The sequence below is a fragment of the Sandaracinus amylolyticus genome, assembly GCF_021631985.1.
GTDB lineage: Bacteria > Myxococcota_A > Polyangia > Polyangiales > Sandaracinaceae > Sandaracinus > Sandaracinus amylolyticus_A.
In genome coordinates this window covers 9,813,780-9,832,150 of the sequence record NZ_CP070225.1, presented here as the reverse complement: position 1 = coordinate 9,832,150, position 18,371 = coordinate 9,813,780, and the positions used below count along the sequence as shown (strand labels likewise).

Genomic DNA, 18,371 nt, shown 5'->3' with positions numbered 1-18,371 from the left:
CGAGGTTGGTCGCACCGCGTGAGTAGGGCACCCTTCGGCCCGTCATGTCGTCCAGCCTCGTCTTCCGCCGGTACGGTGGGTCGCTCCAGGTGGAGATCCGCTCGTTCGCCGATCTCCTCCAGGCGATCCAGCTCCACGACGCGCTCTGGGTCGCGACCGCGTGCCCACGGAAGGGGCTCGCGTGCGACGCCGCGTTCCTCGACGCGCTCGATCGTGACGGCAACGGGCGCATCGTGAGCGACGACCTGCGCTTCGCGGTGAAGTGGACCGCGGAGATGCTCGAGGAGCACCGCGGCATCGACGAGGCGAGCGACGTGCTCGAGCTCTCCTCGCTCTCGAAGCAGGGCGCGTCGATGCGGCGCGCCGCCGAGACGATCCTCGAGGCGACGTCCGCCGAGAAGAAGAAGTCGATCTCGCTCGCTCAGGTGCGCGAGAGCGCGAAGGCGCTGCGCGCGAGCGGCATCAACGGCGACGGCATCGTCGCGCCCGAGACGATCTCCGACGCCGGCGCGGCGGATGCGGTGCGCACGATCCTCTCGGTGCTCGATCCGAAGGAGAACCTCGCGGGCAAGAAGGGTCTCGACGCGGCGACGCTCGAGGTCTTCCGCAAGCGCCGCGACACCGGGCTCGCGCGGCTCGACGTGGAGGGCGCGGTGATGGTGTGGGGCGAGCCGAGCATCGCCCGCGCGAAGGCGACGCGCGCCGCGCGTGACGCGCTCGACGAGTACTTCGTGCAGTGCCGCCTCGTCGCGGCGCAGCCCGAGGCGGGTGAGCAGCTGCGCCTGCCCGCCGATCACGTGCGTGGTGCGCTCGGTGATCGCGAAGCGCTCGCGAAGGCGGCGCGCGCGCTGCCGATCGCACCGCCGCGCGCCGACGGAACGTTGCGCTTCGCCGAGGTGGTGCGCGGCCCGGCGTACGAGGCGATCGACACGTTCCGGCGCGAGGTCGTGGCACCGGTGCTCGGCGAGGCGGAGGTGCTGCCCGAGGGCGCGTGGCGCGATCTGCGCGCGAAGTCCGACGCGATCCTCGCGTGGATCGAAGAGGGCGAGAAGGATCGTGTGGTCGGGCTCGGCGCGAAGCTGCGCGAGATCACCGGCGCGCAGCTCGACGCGATCGGCGAGGCGATCGCGAAGGACCTCGCGCACAAGCCGACGCTCGAGGCGATCGCGTCGCTCGAGAAGCTGATCCTCCACCAGCGCTGGATCCTGCGCTTCGCGAACAACTTCATCGCGATGCCCGAGCTCTTCGACCACAAGCGCTCGGCGCTCTTCCAGCGCGGCACGCTGACGCTCGGGGGACGACACTTCGCGCTCGCGGTCGAGGTGCCCGATCGCGGCGCGCACGCGGCGCTCGCCGAGAGCTCGAACACGTTCGTCGCGTACGTGAAGATCGAGCCCGCGGGCAAGCCGCCGTTCGAGGTCGCGGTGCCGGTCACGGCGGGCACCTCGGCGGGGATCACGGTGGGCAAGCGCGGCGTGTTCCGCGATCCCGACGACATCGAGCTCGACGCGAGCGTGGTGCAGATCGTCCCCCAGCCCGTCTCGCTGTGGGAGGCCGCGATCGCGCCGTTCGCGCGGGTCGGGCGGTTCGTGTCGGGCAAGCTCGAGGAGCTCGGCAAGACCGGCGACGCGGCGATGGAGTCGACGATCACGAGCACCGAGGCGCGAGTGCGCGAAGAGCGCGCGCGTCACGACGCGGCGGCCGCGGCGCCTCCTCCGGCGGCTGCGCCGGCTGCGGCGCCTGCGGCGGCGCCGGCGGCTCCGGGAGCGGGCGCGGGCGCGCTCGGTGGCGTGATCGCGTCGGGCGGCCTCGCGCTCGCGGCGGTGGGCTCGTCGGCTGCGTTCATGATGAACCAGCTCCAGGGCATGAGCCTCGTCGACGTGGTGCGCGCCGCGATCGCGATCGCCGCGATCGTGATGGTGCCATCGGCGTTCCTCGGCTGGCTCAAGCTGCGCAAGCGCAACCTCGCGATCCTCCTCGAGGGCGCGGGATGGGCGCTCAACGATCGACTGATGCTCACGCGCCGGCTCGGCCTCTTCTTCACGCGGAAGCCGCCGCGCCCCGAGGGCTCGCGCATCGATCGCAGCGATCTCGTGCCGGTGCTCGCGCGCTCGGAGGACGACACGAGCAGCACGCGAGGGCGCGTCGCGGTCGCGGCGCTGGTGCTGGTCATCCTCGGCGCGTACTGGACGCATTCGTGGTGGTGGCCGTACCTGCGTCACGCGCTGCCGCTGCTGGACCACCTCGAGCAGCCGGCCGCGAGCGAGTCGACCACGCCCGCGCCGTGAGCGCGATCACCACCAGGCCCGGCGCGACGAACAAGAGCAAGAGGCGGATCGCGTAGAGCGCGAGCGCGAACGGGATCGCGATCAGCGCGTCGGCGCTCGGCGAGAGCAGGCGCTCGATCAGATCGGCACGATCGAGCGCGATCGCCAGCGCTTCGTGGGTGATCGCGAGCAGCGCGATCCCGACCAGCACGCGCTTCACGAGGCCCTCGCGGTGAGCATCGCGAGCAGGAGGGCGTTGCCGAGCGGACCGCCCGCGACGAAGCGCCGTCCTCCACCTTCGCGATCGACCGGCACCCCGAAGAGCCACGCGGTGCGGGCGAGCTCGACGTAACGATCACGATCGCCGTGGATGCGCGCCGATGCGAGCGCGAAGCCGGTCGCCGACACGCCGATGCCGAGCAACACCGGCCCCGAGTCGATGTCGCCCGCCGTGCCCTCGCGCACGCCGCCGAAGCCGAGGAACGTCGCGTGCCCACGTCGCGCGAGCCCCTCGTCGAGCGTGCGCGCGATGTCGCGATCGACGAACGACGCGAAGTAGGCGCCCATCGCGGTGCCCGATCCGCGCGGCGCATCGCGCGCCTGCCCGGTGCGCGCATCACCCGCTTGCACGAGGTAGCCCGACGCATCGATCCATCGCGCGCGGAAGGCGCGCGACCACACCTCGAGCAGCGCGCGATGATCGGCGCCGGTCACGCGCTGGTGCAGCCCCAGCGAGCCCGCGACCGCGAGCACGTCGGGCGGATAGCTCTCGCCTGGATAGGTCTCGATCAGCGCGTGCGGCGCGCGCGCGAGGCGACGCGCGAGCGCGGCCTCGATGCGATCGTGGAGCGCCGCGTGCGGCGTCTCGGGATCGACCGCGCGCAGCATGCCGAGCGCGAGCGCGGCGTATCCGAGGTACGCGTGACCGTGCTCGCCATCGAGCGCGGCGATCGGATCTTCGCCCCAGCGCGACGCCGCGAAGCGCAGCGTGCTCGCGTCGACGAGACGATCCGCGGCGCGGCGCATCGCCGGCAGGTACGCATCGCGGAGCTCGGGGTGCTCGAGCACGATCTGCCCGAGCGCGAGCAGCGTCATCTGGTGCGTGCCGAACGCCCACTCACCGTCGAAGAGCGCGCTGCCGGTGTGGAACGCGCCCTCGTCCACGTCGCGCAGGGCGTACGCGATCACCTCGCGCGCGAGCGCGTCCTGGGTCGCGCGATCTCCGTCGTAGAGGCGCCCCGGCTCGCGTCCCAGCCACACGCGCGGGACCACCGCCGCGAGCGCGACGATCACGAGCACCATGCCGATCCTGCGCATCGAGGTGCTCTACGTGGCCCCTCGCGCCGCGATTCCGTCGCGCGCACCTTCTCCTCCGCGCCGCCACGGATCCGCCACGAATCCGCTGGTCGCGTCGTCCACCTTCGGACACGCTCGCGCCCATGATTGCCGGACGGATCGTCGTCCCAGCCCTCCTCTTCGCGATGATCGCGACGAGCCCCGCGCTCGTGCGCGCGCAGGACGACGATGCCGAGGTCGTGCCCCCGCCCACCACGACCTCGCCCGACCCCGAGCCGTCGATCGAAGAGCTCGAAGAGGAGATGGTCCCGACGCTCACGCTCCCCGAATTCCGCCTGCGCGTGGGCGGCGGCGTGGGCCTGCAGACGTCGGGGCCGGTCGCGGCGTCCGAGCCGGTCTACGGGCGAGTGACCGAAGAGCTCGAGTGGATGCCGCCGCCGCTCGAGTTCGTGTCGTTCGGCATCGGCGCGGCACAGATGTTCACGACCGGCGGGCAGATCTACCAGGTCGGCGCGCGCGTCGGTGGATACGCGTGGTTCTGCGAGGACACGGTCGTGCGCTGCCAGGGCGCGATCACGCTGCAGCTCGGTGCGGTGTTCGGCTCGGCGGGCGAGTGGTTCGACTTCTCCGCGGACGCGGATCTGCGCTTCTTGTTCGTGGAGCGGATCGAGCTCTTCGTGCGCGGGAGCTTCCTGTCGTTCGGGAGCAACTCGTGGATCAACATCATCGGGGGGGGCGCGATCGCCTTCTGATCGTTGGCGCTTCGGCGAGAGGCGCGGGGGGTGGGTCTGCCCGGTACCGCGGTTCTGCCGACTCGCTGGCTGGGGGGTCGATGGCTCGCGACCGGTCCGCGCTTCGCCGCGGTCCGGACGCTCGCGTGTCGCACCGCGCTGCGCGCGTGTGCGCGCTTCGCGCGGGATTTTGGGGACCCCGACGTGCTGGTGCGACGTGTGGAGATGGATTGCAGCGCGCGGTTGCTCATCGATTGCGTCGATGGGACCCATCGTGGATCCATCACTTCCATCGATGTCGTGGCGTGGCTAGCGTGAGGCGTCATGACGACGACGACGCTCCGTTCCGTGACGAACATCGTGCCCGCGCAGCGCACCGTCGAGGGCGCGGGGTTCGTGGTGCATCGGCCCTTCCCGACCGAGGCGCTCGAGACGCTCGATCCGTTCCTGATGATCGACGAGATGGGGCCGGTGGACTACGCGCCCGGTGAGGCCGTCGGCGCGCCCGATCATCCGCACCGCGGGTTCGAGACCATCTCGTACATCCTCGAGGGCGAGGTCGAGCACGAGGACTCGGCGGGCTTCTCCGGCAAGCTCTCCGCGGGCTCGGTGCAGTGGATGACCGCGGGCTCCGGCGTGGTGCACTCCGAGATGCCGTCGCGCGCGATCCGCGAGCGCGGTGGCCGCGTCCATGGCTTCCAGATCTGGGTGAACCTGCCGCGTCGCCTGAAGATGACGGCGCCGCGCTACCAGGACGTGCACCGCATCCCCGAGGCGACGAGCGAGGACGGCAAGGTGAAGGTGCGCGTCGTCGCGGGCAGCGCGCTCGGCGCGAGCGCGGTGATCGAGACCCACGTCCCGATCACGTACCTGCACTTCACGATCGCGCCCGGTGGTCGCGTGGTGCAGCCCATCGACGCGACGCACGCGGCGGGCGCGTACGTGTTCCGCGGCGCGGGCACGGTGGGTGGCGCGGCGATCGAAGCGCGACGTCTCGCGGTGCTCGATGCGAGCGGTGACGCGGTCGAGCTCGCGGTGCCGAGCGATGCGAGCGAGCCGATGGAGGTGCTGCTGCTGAGCGGTGCTCCCATCCGTGAGCCGGTCGCGTGGTACGGGCCCTTCGTCATGAACGCGCCGGGCGAGATCAAGCAGGCGATCCTCGACTACCAGTCGGGCCGCATGGGCTCGATCAAGCCCGAGACCCGCATCGTGGAGTGAAGGGAGCAGCCCGTGTCCGCACACGGGCTCACCCCGCGCGTGAAGCGATCGGCGACGTCTGGTCATCCACCGTCCGACCGGCTGCAAGACCGCCGGTGGAGGTGGCATGTCCGATCGCAACTCGTCCCTTCTCTCCATCCTCGCGATCGCGCTCGCGCTGACGACGGTCGCGGGCTGCGGCGACGACGAGTCCGAGGCGTGTACGCCCGGGAGCGCCGAGGGCTGCGACGACGGCTTCGTGTGCGAAGAGGTGCTGGACGGTGAGCCTGCGTGCTTCGCGCCCGTGATCGTCCGCGGCCGCGTGCTCGACATGGGCACCGACGAGGGCATCGCGGGCGCACGCGTCGTCGCGTTCGACGCCAACGGTGCGGCGCGCTCGACCGTCGTCGAGAGCGCGACCGACGGCATGTACTCGCTGCCCGTCCCGTCGCGTCGCGACGCCGACGGCGTGCCGGTGACCGACGCGATCACGCTGCGCGCCGACGCGGCGGGCTATCAGTCGTACCCGACCGCGCCGCGCACCGCGATCCCGGTCGATCTCGCGACCGCGGTCGCGACGGCCGACGACGACCTCGTCGTGATGAACGCCGCGACCGACATCGCGCTGATCGCGCGCGACGACGTGGCGTCGGGCGTCGCGGACGTGGTCGGCGTGATCGATCACGAGCTCTCGGCAGGCGTGCTCGTCGTCGCGGAGCAGAGCGGCCGCGCGGTCGCGAGCGCGATCACCGACAAGGAAGGCGCGTTCGTGCTCTTCGACGTGCCGACGAGCACCACGACGATCGCGGGGTATCGACAGGGCCTCGCGGTGACGCCGGTCGAGGTCTCGGTGGTCGGGCCGGAGACGACGGGCGTCGTCCTGAGCGCGAGCACCGACGGGCTCTCGACGGTCACCGGCACGGTGCAGATCGTCAACGCGCCCGGCGGAGCGACGACGAGCGTCATCCTCGTGCCCGAGTCGACGTTCGTCGAGAACACCGCGCGTGGTGAGGCACCTCCGGGCCTCCGCGTCGCGCCGGTGAGCGGCGGGTTCAGCATCGAGGGCGTCGCGCCCGGGCTCTACGTGGCGCTCGCGGCGTTCGAGAACGACGGCCTGGTGCGCGATCCCGACACCAGCATCGGCGGCACCGAGATCGTGCACTTCGAGGTCGCGCCGAACGCGGGCACCGTCGATCTCGGCGAGGGCTTCAAGGTCACCGAGGCGCTCGCGGTCGTGTCGCCCGGCGCGGAGACGATCGACACCGTGACCAGCGCGCAGCCGACCTTCACGTGGGCCGACGACTCGTCGGAAGCGGGCTACGAAGTGCGCGTGTACGACGCGTTCGGCAACCTCGTGCACGAGAACGTCGACGTGCCGCGCGTCACCGGCAGCGAGACCGTGAGCTACACGTGGAGCGGCGCGGAGCTCGAGGCCGGGATGATCTATCAGTTCCGCGCGTGGAGCTGGTCGGACGATCGCGGTGAGCGCGTGCTGATCAGCGCGACCGAGGACCTGCGCGGCGTGTTCGTCTATCAGCCTTGAGCACGGGACGCGCGGTATCCTCCGCGCGATGCGTGCGACCTTCCTGATCGGGATCCTCGTCTTCGTCTCGGGCTGCGAGTGCGGCCGCGACGAAGAGGAGGATCGCGATCGCGCTTCGAGGGCAGAGAGCGCGGGCGGTCACGCGCTCGAAGATCCGGCGCGCGGCGTCGCGGAGCGCATGGGCGAGGGCGGAGGTGACGTGCCGCCGCCGTCGCGCTTCGAGCTCGTCGATCCGGCGCTCGGTCGGAGCACGACGAGGGCGCGTGGCTGGGCGAGCCTCGAGGACCTGCGCGCAGGGCGCGGCGCAGCGCGCATGTCGCTCGGCAACTGGCTGTGCCGGCTGTGGACGCACTACGGGCCGCCGCCCGAGGTGCAGCGCGACGGCTTCGTGTACGTGCTGCGCGATCGCGACACCGGCCACGTGCTGAGCGCGTACAGCGCGGGCAGCGGACCCGCGGTGGGCGCGCAGCTCATCGACGAGCAAGGCGCGCCGCTGGCGAGCGATGCGCAGGAGCGCGTGGCGGCGAGCGTGAACGCGTTCGTGGCGATGATCGACGCGACCGAGCCGCAGCCGTGCGAGCTCGAGCTGGAGACGGACCTCGGGCGCATCCGCGTCGGTGTGCGCGACGGAGAGTGGTTCGAGGACGAGCTCGAGTGAGGAGCGCAGGAAGCGAGCGCTCGCGGTGCGTTGTCGGACCGGTCTACGCTCTTCGTCATGCGTGCTTGTCCGAAGTGCCAGATCCCGTTCCAGGCGATGCGGCGCACGTTCGGCGAGAGCGCGATCGAGATCGACTACTGCCCGCGCTGCACCGGGTTCTTCCTCGATCACGGGGAAGGCGCCGCGCTCGCCGCGCTCGATCGCGAGGACGAGACCGTCGAGACCTCGTCCGGCGCGCGCTCTCCGCGCCGCCGAAGGTCGATCGGCGAGCCGAGGCGATCGCGCAGGCACAGCGCGAGAGCTCGCGCGGGCTCTTCGACGTGTTCGTCGCCGACGTGCTCCAGGCCGCACAGGAGGGCGCGCGCGCGATGGAGGACGTGGAGCGTCGCCGGCGGCGCTGGGGGTACTGAGAAAGTGTCCGAAGATCGGCGCGCCCGCTCAGGGCCACGGGCCCTGCGCGAGCGAGCACTCCCGCTGGACCGAGTGCGCCGCGTCGCGCTGATCGTCGCGCTCTTCGTCGTGACGTCGGCGACCGAAGCGCAGCGCGGGGCGCGTCTCTTCCCGGTGCGCGGCGACGTCGCGGGGCTCGGCGCGGGCACGATCGCGATCGACGTCGGCGGGTTCCGCGCGCCGCGAGCGGGAGAGCGCTGCGCGGTGATCGACGCCGACGGTCTCGTGGGCACGGCGCGCATCGATCAGGTCGTGCGCGTCGCCGACGACTGCGAGTGGTGCGGGGCGCCGACCGCCTATGCGCTCGTGCGCTTCGACGCGCCGCCCTCGCGCGCGCCGCGCCACGATTTCGAGCACCACGTCGCGCCGGTCGCGGCGTGCGGGCTCGCCGAGGGCGCGGCGACGCCGGTCATCGTGACGAGCGAGATCGATCACGCGGCGGGGCGCCGGACGTCGGTCGATCTCGATGCCGACGGTCGTGGCGATCTCGCGCTGCTCTCGAGCGAAGGTGCGTGCCCGCGCCCCGCGCGCGTGATGCCGCGCGGCGCGAGCCCGTGCGATCTCATGCGCCGCGCGGTGTGCGAGTCGCAGGCGCAGCGACGCGGCGATGGATGGCGCGCGACCGAGCGCGTCGAGCACGCGTCGTGTCGGATGGACGGCCGACGCGAGCTCGAGCTGTGATCACTCCAGCCCCGGGTCGGGGATCTCCGGCGGCACGAGGAAGAACACACGGCGCGTGTCGAGCTCGGCGTACGCATCGCCGAGGACGCGCACCGTGGCGCCGTAGAGCTGGGGCTCGCGGGTCGCGGGCACCGTCGTGTTCGCGCGCGCGACCAGATCGAAGCAGACACGACGACGGCTGCCGACGCGCGGGAACATGTCCGCGAAGCCGTCGGCGTCGGTGTCGACCGCCGCGAGCGCGACGCAGCCGCGCGCCTCGTCGCCGGCGGTGCGCGCCTCGAGGCGATCCACGAAGATGCGCGCGTCGATCGCGTCGGCGGCATCGTCGCGGAGCTCGGCCGAGATGTCGAAGCGCGACGCCTCGGCGAGCGTGTCGATCTGCTCGACGACCACGCCGTCGACGTTGCCGTCGAACGCGCGGCTCACGAGCGGGACGTTCGCTGCGTCGATCGCGCCCGAGTCGAGCGCGATCGCCTCGAGGTGCTCGATCGCGTCCTCCGCGATCGCGACGCCGATCACGCGGATGCGACGGCGCACGATCGCCTCGCGCATCGGCCGGTACGTGGTGTAACCGGGGTAGCCGTGCGAGCCGTCGGGCCCGTTGTGGAACGCGACGTCGGTCACCAGCACGACGATCGGCACCGCGTCCTCGCGGAAGCACGGCCATCCGAACGTGCGCGCCGGGCAGTCGGTGCGCGCCGGCGTCTTCAGGATCTCGTTGCCGGTCGCGACCGCGTAGAGCGAAGGCACCTGACCCTCGGGCCCGTCACCGCCACCGCTCGGAGAGAGCGCGTTGACGCCGAGCTGCGCGCGCGCCGCGTCCGACGTGATGTCGGTCTCGTTCCGGTAGACGAACGGGTCGTCGTAGTCCTTGACCTGACCGACGCCGAACCACGCCTCGGGGATCGTCGCGCGCACGCGATCGATGATGCCGACCGTCGGCGTCGAGAGGCTCGTGCGCACGTTGTCGATCGGCACGCCCATCGAGCCGGTGGTGTCGATCAGGAAGTAGACGTCGGCCTTGCGGATGTCGGTCGCGAAGTCGAGCGTGCGCTGCGCAGGCACCGGCTCGCCGACGAAGGGGACGACGAACACGAAGTCACCGCGCGCCTCGGGGTTGTCCGCGGCGTCGCGCGGATCGGTGCCCGCGGCGTGCTCGACGAGATCGCTCGCGCCGTCGTCGTCGCTGTCGGCGTCGATGGGATCGGAGCCCGCGCCGGGCTCGGCCGAGTCCGCGAGGCCATCGCCGTCGCTGTCGGGATCGCGCGCGTCGGGCGGGCCGTCGCCGTCGGTGTCGACCGGGCGCGTCTCGAGATCGGCGTCGCCCGCCTCGTCGCGATCGCTGCGCCCGTCGCCGTCGGAGTCGAGGTCGTGGCGATCGAGCTCGCCGTCGTCGTCGGTGTCGGCCGAGCCCTCGTCGCGATCGGAGATCGTGTCGTCGTCGGAGTCGCGATCGAGGAAGTCGGGCTCGCCGTCGTCGTCGTGATCCGTGGGCCACATCGGCGAGGGGCCGGCCTCGTCGGCGTCGGGGATGCCGTCGCCGTCGCTGTCGTCGTCGCGCGAGTTGGGAAGGCCGTCGTCGTCGGGATCGCCCTCGCCCTCGACGGCGTCGGGGATTCCGTCGCCGTCGGCGTCACCCGGCGCGCCGGGACGCGCGTCGACCGGCATCGTCGAGCCCGCGTCGTCGTGATGGTTCGTGCGCGTGGTGCAGGCGCCGAGCAGCGCGAGCGCGACGAGCAGGGTGCAGCGAAGCGTGCGCATCAGATGGGCCGATCCACGACGGGCGGGACGATGAAGTAGATGTTGCGTGCGTCGAGCACGGCGTCGTCGCCACGCACGACCGCGCGGGCGCGGAACACCTGCGGGCGATCGGTCGGGCGCTGCGTGACGTTGTCGCGCACGACGACGTCCCAGCACAGCTCGCGGCCGGGGATCACGGTGGGGTACGAGTCGTGGAAGCCGTCGCCGTCGCTGTCGGCGGTGGAGAGCGTGTTCGCGCAGCGACCGCTCGCGGTGTTGTTCACCTCGAGGCGATCGACGAACTGGCGTGCGTCGCCGTCGTCGCCCGCCTCGTCCTCGGCGGTGATCGTCACGAAGATCGGGCGCGCGAACGCGATGTCGCGGATGGTCTGCGTGACCGCGCTCGCGACCGCGGCCGACGAGCCGCGCGCGTAGTAGGGACGACCGCTCGCGTCGAGCGAGTTCGCGGCGCGGCCGATCGCCTTGAGGTCGAGCTCGGGCGACGCCATCACGTCGGCGTCGATCGCGACGAAGAGGATGCCGTGGTCGCGCAGCAGCATGCCCGCGCCCATCGCGGTGTTCACCGTGCACCCGGTGGTGCACTGGTTCGTCTCGTCGGTGATCGTGACGAGCACGCGGATCGACTCGCCGCGGAAGCCCGGGCACCCGATGCCGCTCGCCGCGCACATCGCGTTGAGGCACACCGCCGGATCGGCGACGCACGCGACGCTCTCGAAGAGCGACTCCGCGCCGCCGTTGCCGCCCGCCTCGGGCGGGATGCCGCGCTCGGTCATCGACGAATTCCCCTGCAGTGACACGACGTTACGATAGCTGCTCGGGGTGCCCGCGTACACGCCGACGCCGCTGTGCAGGCTCGCGATGCATCCGCTGACGCGCGGGTCGCTGACGCAGGTGCCGTCGACGCTGCACACCTGGCCGGCGCCGCACTCGGGGTCGCCGACGCACGGCGTGCCGCTGTCGATGCAGGTGAGCTCGTCGAGCACGTCGACCGTCGCCGAGCGCATCGCCTCGAGCTCCTCGACCATCGAGCCCGTGGTGTCGAAGAGGAAGTAGACGTCGGCGTACTGGAAGCTCGTGCGCAGCTCGAGCGTGTCGCGACGCGGCTCGGCCTCGTCGCGGTAGGGCACGATGAACACGAAGTCGCCGCGCGTGAGCGGGCTGATGCCGGCGTCGTTGGGATCGGTGCCCGCGGCGGACTCGACGAGATCGCCCACGCCGTCGTCGTCGCTGTCGGGGTCGAGCGGATCGCTGCCCTCGGAGACCTCGTGCGCGTCGGGCAGGCCGTCGCCGTCGGCGTCGCGATCGCGGAAGTCGGAGACTCCGTCCTCGTCGGTGTCGATGGGTCGCGTCGCGAGATCGGCGTCGCCCGCCTCGAGCGAGTCGGGGCGTCCGTCTCCGTCCGAGTCGTCGTCGAAGCGATCGAGGGTGCCGTCGCCGTCGGTGTCGCCGGTGCCTTCGTCGCCGTCGCGGATCGTGTCGTCGTCGCTGTCGGGGTCGCGGAAGTCGGGCGCGCCGTCGCCGTCGGTGTCGCTCGGGAACGCGGCGCTGTCGCCGAGCTCGGCCGCGTCGGTGAGGCCGTCGTCGTCGTCGTCGGGATCGGCGAAGTCGGCGAATCCGTCGCCGTCGCCGTCCTCGGTTCCGTCGGCGCCGTCGGAGCGGCCGTTCGCGTCGGAGTCGGTGTCGCGCACGTCGGGCAGGCCGTCGCCGTCGGAGTCGATCGGCGCCGACGCGAGCTCGTCGTCGCCGGCCTCGTCGCGATCGAGCACGCCGTCTCCGTCGGAGTCGGGATCGCTCGCGTCGAGCACGCCGTCGTGATCGGTGTCGAGGCGCTCCGCCGCCAGCTCGTCGGCGTCGGAGATCGTGTCGCCGTCGGAGTCGATCTCGCCGAGCGGGCCCGAGGGACCGGGATCGCCGGAGCAGCCGGCGAGCGCGAGGAGCAGCGCGAGCAGCGTGGCGCGGAAGGGCTTGGTGCGCGTGATCATGGTCGGGCTCTTCAGGGCTCGGCGAGGTAGGCGATCAACGAATAGGGTCCGGGCGCGGTCGGGGCCTCGACGACGACGAAGTAGGTGCCCGCGCGCAGCGTCGTGCTGATGACCGCGGGCATGCCGAAGCCACAAGGCGCGTCCGAGGAGCGCACCGTGCAGGTGCCCGCCTCGCGCACGCCGATCGCGAGCGGCTCGGTGCTGCCGCTGCGGCGCGCGACGAACGTCACGGCGCGCTCCTGGGTGAGCACGAGGCGATGCACGGTCTCGACCGCGCCGTTGCCGCCGCACGAGAGCACGTCGTCCGACGCGGCCGTGAGATCGCCGCGCGAGAGCACCGAGTCGGTGAGGTCGATCGCGCCGCCGCACTCGTCGTTCGCCGGCGGGAACGTGGGCGGCGCGAGCATCGCCGAGGCGGTCACGTCGCCCGTGAGCTGCGTCGTCGCGACCGTCACGTAGTGCGTGCCCGCGGGCACGCGCAGCAGGCGCTGGGTGACGCGCGGCGAGCCGCTCGAGCAGAACGTCTCGGCCGCGCGGTCGCCGCAGAGCGGCGAGAGCGACGCGTAGTGCGGGCCGCCGGTCTCGGTCGTCAGGATGACGTCCTGCACCTCGGTGGTGGTGAACGAGAACGTCGCGTCGCGGAACGCTGCGGTGTCTCCGCCGCAGCCGGTGCCGGTGTCGAGCGAGAGCTCGGAGATCGGCACGGTCGCGCTGCGGTTCGTGACGTCGAGCGGCGCGGTGCACGCATCGCCGGGCTCGCGGACCGCGGCCGGCGTGATCGTCGCCTCGAGGCGCCAGGTGAGCGCGGTCGCGCTCGCGGACTCGATCAGCACGTAGTACGTGCCGGCGGGCAGCGACTGGCGGAAGAGCTGCGGCGAGCCGCTGGTCGCGCAGCCGATCGCGCCGAGCTCGTTGTCGCAGTCGCGCGTGAGCGTGAGGTACGTCGTCACCGGCGCGCCGGTGCTGGTGCTCGCGCTCAGCTGCACGTCGGAGGGCTCGGTCAGCACCATGCGATACGCGGCGTCGCGGGTGGGCGCGCCGCCGTTGCACGCGACCTCGTAGTCGTCCTCGACCTCGGCGAAGAGCCCGGTGAACACGCCGCCGCCCGAGATGTCGACGGTCGCGGGGCCGCACACGTCGGTGTCCTCCTCGGCGCTCGGCGCATCGAACGAGAGCGAGAGCGTGAACGTCACCGCCGAGCTGGTGCGCACCACGAGGACGTGATCTCCGGCGGGCAGCGCGCGCGTCGCGACCGCGTTGCCGCATGCGACGTCGGGGCCGTCGGCGCATCGATCGGCGGCGCGGATCGCGAGCGCGCCGGTGCCGCTCGTCTCGATGCGCAGCGACGCCGACACGTCGCGCGGCTCGTCGAGATGGAAGCGGAAGACGGTGTCGATGCCGCCCGCGAAGCAGCTCAGCGGGTAGTGGTTCGTCGCGCCGCGCGTGGTGCGGACGTAGGTGCCGGGCCCGGGGAGCATCTCGGCGCGGGCGCAGTCGTCGTTCGTCGCGCGGCACGCGAGCTCGTAGTAGTCGGTGACGCGGTTGCAGTCGTCGTCGAGGCCGTTGTCGCAGACCTCGGTGCCGCCGGGGTGCACCGTCGCGCCGATCGACGGGTCGTCGTTGCAGTCGTCGCCGCCGCAGCGATCGTCGGCGTGGCCGTCGCCGTCGAGATCGCGCGCGATGTACGCGCAGCCGGTCTCGGGATCGCAGGTGCCGATCGTGCACGGGTCGTCGTCGTTGCAGACGAGGCGCGGGCCGGGCACGCAGCCGACGCCGGGCACGCAGACCTCGGCGCCGTTGCACATGTCCGTGTCGGCGCACGCGGCATCGTCGGGCGCGGGATCGCAGGTGTCGGTGTCCTCGTCGCAGAGGTCGCCGGTGCAGTCGAGCTCGTCGACGCACGGCGCGTCGCGACGCACGCACGCGCCCGAGACGCACTGCTCGATGCCGTTGCAGAAGCAGCCGTCGTCGCACTCGGTCGACGAGCCGCACGCCTCGCCGACGGTGTCGCCGCGCGAGCCGCACTCCACGCGCGCCGCGTCGGGCGCGCCGGCGTCGCCGGTGCTCGTCGCGTCGGCCTGGCCGCCGGCATCGGGGTCGCTCGGCTCGCCGACGGTGCAACCGCCGATCAGCGCGAGGAGGGAGATCACGAGTGCGATGTGGATGCTGCGCATGGTCGTCGTCGCGAAGGAGTGCGGTTCGATGCGTTCAGTCGAGACGGAGCCAGCGCGCCGTCTCGTTGCGGCCGCTCGACACGTCGATGACGAAGAGCGAAGGACCAGCGGGGTCGAACGCCATCCCCTGGCCCGCGCTGGTGCGCCAGATCGGTCCCGCGAAGCGCGGTCCGGTGGCGCCGTCGGGGTCGAGCACGAGCCACACGTGCGCGGTGCTCGGACCGGTGAACGCGAGCTCGGTCGCGCGGAAGTAGAGCGCGTCGTTCGCGGGATCGAGGAACACCGGCGACGAGGCCCCGTCGACCGGCGCCGCGACGAGCAGCTCGGGCGCCGACCCGAGGGCATCGCGGCGCAGGCGATAGAGGCCGCGATCGAAGCCGATCTGCGACGTGAGATAGAAGTACGTCGCGTCGACCGCGAGGCCGCCGGCGCCGTTGAGCAGCGTGCTCTGCCCGAGCCGCGTCGCAGGGCCGCCCGCGAGCGGGATCGAGTAGAAGGTGAGCACCGGCGTCTCGGACCAGCTGCGCATCGTCGCGACGATCACGTTCGCGCCGTCGCGCGCCATCGCGCCGAGGCTCTCCTCGACGTAGCCCGACGGCGCGGGCGGTGTGTCGAGGAACGCCGGTGCCGTCGCCGCGACGCCCGTCGCGCTCGCCACGTTCGCGACGCGCGCTTCCATCGGATCGCTGCCGGTGACCGTGCCGAGGATGCGCGAGCCGTCGACGATCGCGTCGAACGAGAGCGCGCGCGGAGAGAGGCCCGCGACGCTCACCGAGAAGTCGGCCCCACCGGCGCGCGGCACCGCGAGGATCTGCTCGCCGTCGAGGCCGGCGACGAGGTGGCTCGGCGTGGTCACGAACCAGTGCACGTTGTAGAGGCCGACGTTCTCGGCGCCGGTCGCGGGGAAGCGCACGCCGAGATCGGTCTCGACACCGCGCACGCCGCCGAAGTCGAGCTCGCCGATGGTCAGCGAGGTGACCGCCGCGCTCGACTGCACCGCGATGCACACGTCCTGGCCCGCCGTCGTCGCGGCGGCGATGCCCTCGCCGAGATCGGCGTCGCACCCGAGCTCCGCGCCGTCGGCCGCGACGACCGCGCCCGCGGTCGATGCGTTGGTGCGGATGATCGCGAAGTTGCGCGTCGGCGTGTAGCGATACCAGGTGAGCCCGCCCTGGCGCAGGCACGAGGGCGCGTACGCGCGGTGGGTGCGATCGGGCGTGACGTTGTTCGAGCCGAGGCTCAGCGGGATCGCGTTCGCGCAGCTGTCGCCGAGGCCCGGCGTGAATTCGGAGACACGCACCGTCGCGCCGGGGAACGGCACGAATCCGTCGATGAGCCCGCCCGGTCCCGAAGCCTGCTGCGGCGCGACGAGCCACGTGTCGAGACGACCCGCGGGGCCGTCGATCGTGATCGTGGTGCCGCCGGACTCGGGCGAGAGGCGCGTCTCGCATGCTTCGACGGTGCGACCCGCGATGGTCGGATCGCATCCGCCGCGCGCGACCTCGACGTCGATGTGCGCGGTCGGCCCGAAGGGCGACGGATTGCCGAACGGGACGACGTCGATCGTGACGAGGCTGTCGGCGCGCGCCTTGTCGAACGCGACGACCATGTCGTGTCCGAGCGGCGTCGTCGGATCGCAGGAGAGCGCACCGCTCGGCGTGACCGTGCGCTCCATGCCCGTGATCGCGCCCTCGGAGACGATCCACACGTGCTCGCCGTCGGTGCTCGCGGGCGGCGTGTAGATCGTCGCGTCGCTCGTGGCGTCGTAGGGCGCGAGGCAGCTCTCGCCGTCGCGGGGATCGGCGTCCTCGCCGATGCGGACGGTCGTCTCGTAGAAGCTCTCGAAGTTGTTGACCCAGACGTAGTAGTCGCCGGGACCGACATCGAGCCACGTCTCGGTGTCGCCTGCGGGCCCGGGGTTCGCGTACGAGCAGCGCAGCGGTCCCGCGGCGGCAGGGAGCTCGCACGTGTCGGCGGTGACCTCGAAGCTCGCGTAGCCGCGCACCGTGATGTGGAGCGCGGTGCCGCCCGCCGAGAGGCTCGGCGTGGTCTTGCGATAGCGGATCACGCCGTCGGGCAGCGTGAGCTCGGTCGTCATGCAGGTGATCGCGCCGTCGTCGGCGATCACGCCCTCGTTCGCGACGAGCCACTCGAGCGCGCCGTCGATCTCGACGCCCTGCGCGTTGGTGAGCGCATCGCCGCAGCGCTCGCCGGTCGGCGCGCGCAGCGCGAAGTCGAGCTCACCGTCGCCGCCGAGCCGTTCGTGCGACGCGTCGAGCGGCGTGCCGGTCGCGTCGCGGAAGCCGGTGAGATCGATCGTGTAGCTCGCGCCCGCGTTGAGGCGCGCGCCGACCGGAACGGTCAGCGACGTGCCCGCGATCGACCACGTGCCGGCCGCGGTGATCGACGCGCCGTCGCCGGCGATCGTGATCTCCGAGGTCGACGTGTCCATCGCCTCGCTGAACGTGATCGTGATCTCGAGCGGTGCGGCGGTGGTCGAGGGGGCGACGTCGGTCGCACCCTCGGCGGGCGTGCTCGAGACGACGTGAGGCGCGTAGAGATCGCCGGTGGTGAAGTCGATCGCGCCGTCGACGAGCAGCACGGTGCCGTCGAGCGCGTTGCCCGCGACGTCGCGATAGCCGTCGAGCGCGACGCGGTGCGCGGTGATGTTCTCGAGGCGATCGGTGACGTCGAGCAGCAGGCGCCGGCCGCCCATGTCCCAGCTGCCGGTGAGCGCCGTCGCCGCGCCCGAGACCGTGAGCGTCGCGGTGCCCGCGCTCTGGTCCATCGGCTCCGAGAAGAGCACCACGACCTGCGTGAGCGCGTCCCACGCGACGTCGAGCTGACCTTCGGACGGGCTCGAGTCGGTCACGACCGGCGCGACGTCGTCGTTCGCCGTGAAGTCGAGCGCGCCTTCCGCGCCGAGCGCGCTCGTGTCGAGCGCGTTGCCCGCGAGGTCGCGCACGCCCGCGATCGTCACGCGGTACTCACCCTGGTGCGCGAGGCCGCTCACCGGCACGCGCAGCGTGCGCGCGTCGCTCCACACCGGCGTGCCGAGCGCCGGCGAGCCCTCGCCGGTGATCGTCAGCGTCGGGAGATCGCCGCGCACGCTCTCGCTGAGCACGAACACGATCTCGCTCGTACCGACCGAGACCGTCGCGCCCTCGGCGGGCGTGGTCGAGACGATCTCGGGCGGCGCGAGATCGAGGATTTCGAATGCGACCTGCACCGGCATCGCGAGCGGGTTGCCGGCGACGTCGGTGAAGTCGTCGTCGACGATCACCGCAACCGCGCCGCTCGGCAGCGGCGCAGCGGGACGCACCGAGAGCTCCGTGCTCGCCGCGTTCCACGAAGGGGCGGCGAGCGCGAGATCGATGCCTCCGCTGCGCACCACGAGCGCGCCGGAGTCGCGATCCATCGCCTCCGAGAAGCGCACGCGGATCATCGCGTCGGGCGCGACGCCGGTCGCCCCATCGGGCGGCGCGACGTCGACGACCGACGGCGGAGTGGTGTCACCGGAGGGCGGCTCGTCGTCGCCCGCACAGCCGGATGCGGCCAGCGCGAGCGCGAGCGAGCACGGAAACATCGACGGGCGTGCGGATCGAGCCATCGAGCTCCTCCTCCGGGGAAC

At 72.3% G+C, this 18,371-nt stretch carries 11 protein-coding genes and 1 pseudogene; 7 read left to right on the top strand and 5 right to left on the bottom strand.

From position 1 onward, the window contains the following. Positions 1-44 precede the first annotated feature (44 nt). Complete coding sequence (locus I5071_RS41770; protein WP_236518981.1) at positions 45-2,288, top strand: kinesin; 2,244 nt, start codon at positions 45-47, stop codon at positions 2,286-2,288. Between the two features lie 195 nt (positions 2,289-2,483). On the opposite strand, the gene I5071_RS41765 is transcribed toward I5071_RS41770, so the two are convergent. After that, positions 2,484-3,584, bottom strand: coding sequence for a hypothetical protein (locus tag I5071_RS41765; RefSeq protein WP_236518980.1), 1,101 nt, complete (start codon positions 3,582-3,584; stop codon positions 2,484-2,486). Between the two features lie 122 nt (positions 3,585-3,706). Here I5071_RS41765 and I5071_RS41760 point away from each other — a divergent pair, with 122 nt between their 5' ends. From I5071_RS41760 to I5071_RS41740, 6 genes and pseudogenes are all read left to right on the top strand, one after another. Further along, the gene (locus I5071_RS41760; protein ID WP_236518979.1) at positions 3,707-4,315 is read left to right on the top strand and encodes a hypothetical protein; all 609 of its coding nucleotides are present in this window, start codon (positions 3,707-3,709) and stop codon (positions 4,313-4,315) included. Between the two features lie 303 nt (positions 4,316-4,618). Continuing rightward, positions 4,619-5,512 (top strand): pirin family protein, encoded by an 894-nt coding sequence (locus tag I5071_RS41755; RefSeq protein WP_236518978.1) that lies wholly within the window; start codon positions 4,619-4,621, stop codon positions 5,510-5,512. Positions 5,513-5,618: 106 nt separating this feature from the next. Further along, on the top strand, positions 5,619-7,034 hold the full coding sequence (locus I5071_RS41750; protein WP_236518977.1) for a hypothetical protein: 1,416 nt from the start codon (positions 5,619-5,621) through the stop codon (positions 7,032-7,034). Between the two features lie 28 nt (positions 7,035-7,062). Continuing rightward, positions 7,063-7,692 carry a hypothetical protein gene (locus I5071_RS41745; protein WP_236518976.1) on the top strand — a complete coding sequence of 210 codons (630 nt, stop codon included), beginning with the start codon at positions 7,063-7,065 and terminating at the stop codon, positions 7,690-7,692. A 57-nt stretch (positions 7,693-7,749) separates the two neighbouring features. After that, positions 7,750-7,857: pseudogene (locus I5071_RS47105) on the top strand (zf-TFIIB domain-containing protein); the annotation flags it as partial. A gap of 318 nt (positions 7,858-8,175) precedes the next feature. Further along, positions 8,176-8,823, top strand: coding sequence for a hypothetical protein (locus I5071_RS41740; protein WP_236518975.1), 648 nt, complete (start codon positions 8,176-8,178; stop codon positions 8,821-8,823). Here the strand turns inward: I5071_RS41740 and I5071_RS41735 are convergent, their stop codons facing one another. From I5071_RS41735 to I5071_RS41720, 4 genes are read right to left on the bottom strand one after another with little or no spacing between them, the layout of a single operon-like run. Beyond that, a complete protein-coding gene (locus I5071_RS41735) occupies positions 8,824-10,584 on the bottom strand; it encodes a vWA domain-containing protein (protein WP_236518974.1) in 1,761 nt (586 codons plus the stop codon). Then, a complete protein-coding gene (locus I5071_RS41730) occupies positions 10,584-12,566 on the bottom strand; it encodes a hypothetical protein (RefSeq protein ID WP_236518973.1) in 1,983 nt (660 codons plus the stop codon). The genes I5071_RS41735 and I5071_RS41730 overlap by 1 nt, the downstream gene beginning before the upstream one ends. Before the next feature lie 11 nt (positions 12,567-12,577). Further along, complete coding sequence (locus I5071_RS41725) at positions 12,578-14,716, bottom strand: putative metal-binding motif-containing protein (RefSeq protein ID WP_236518972.1); 2,139 nt, start codon at positions 14,714-14,716, stop codon at positions 12,578-12,580. A 58-nt stretch (positions 14,717-14,774) separates the two neighbouring features. Beyond that, positions 14,775-18,350, bottom strand: coding sequence for an Ig-like domain-containing protein (locus I5071_RS41720; protein WP_236518971.1), 3,576 nt, complete (start codon positions 18,348-18,350; stop codon positions 14,775-14,777). Between the last annotated feature and the right edge of the window lie 21 nt (positions 18,351-18,371).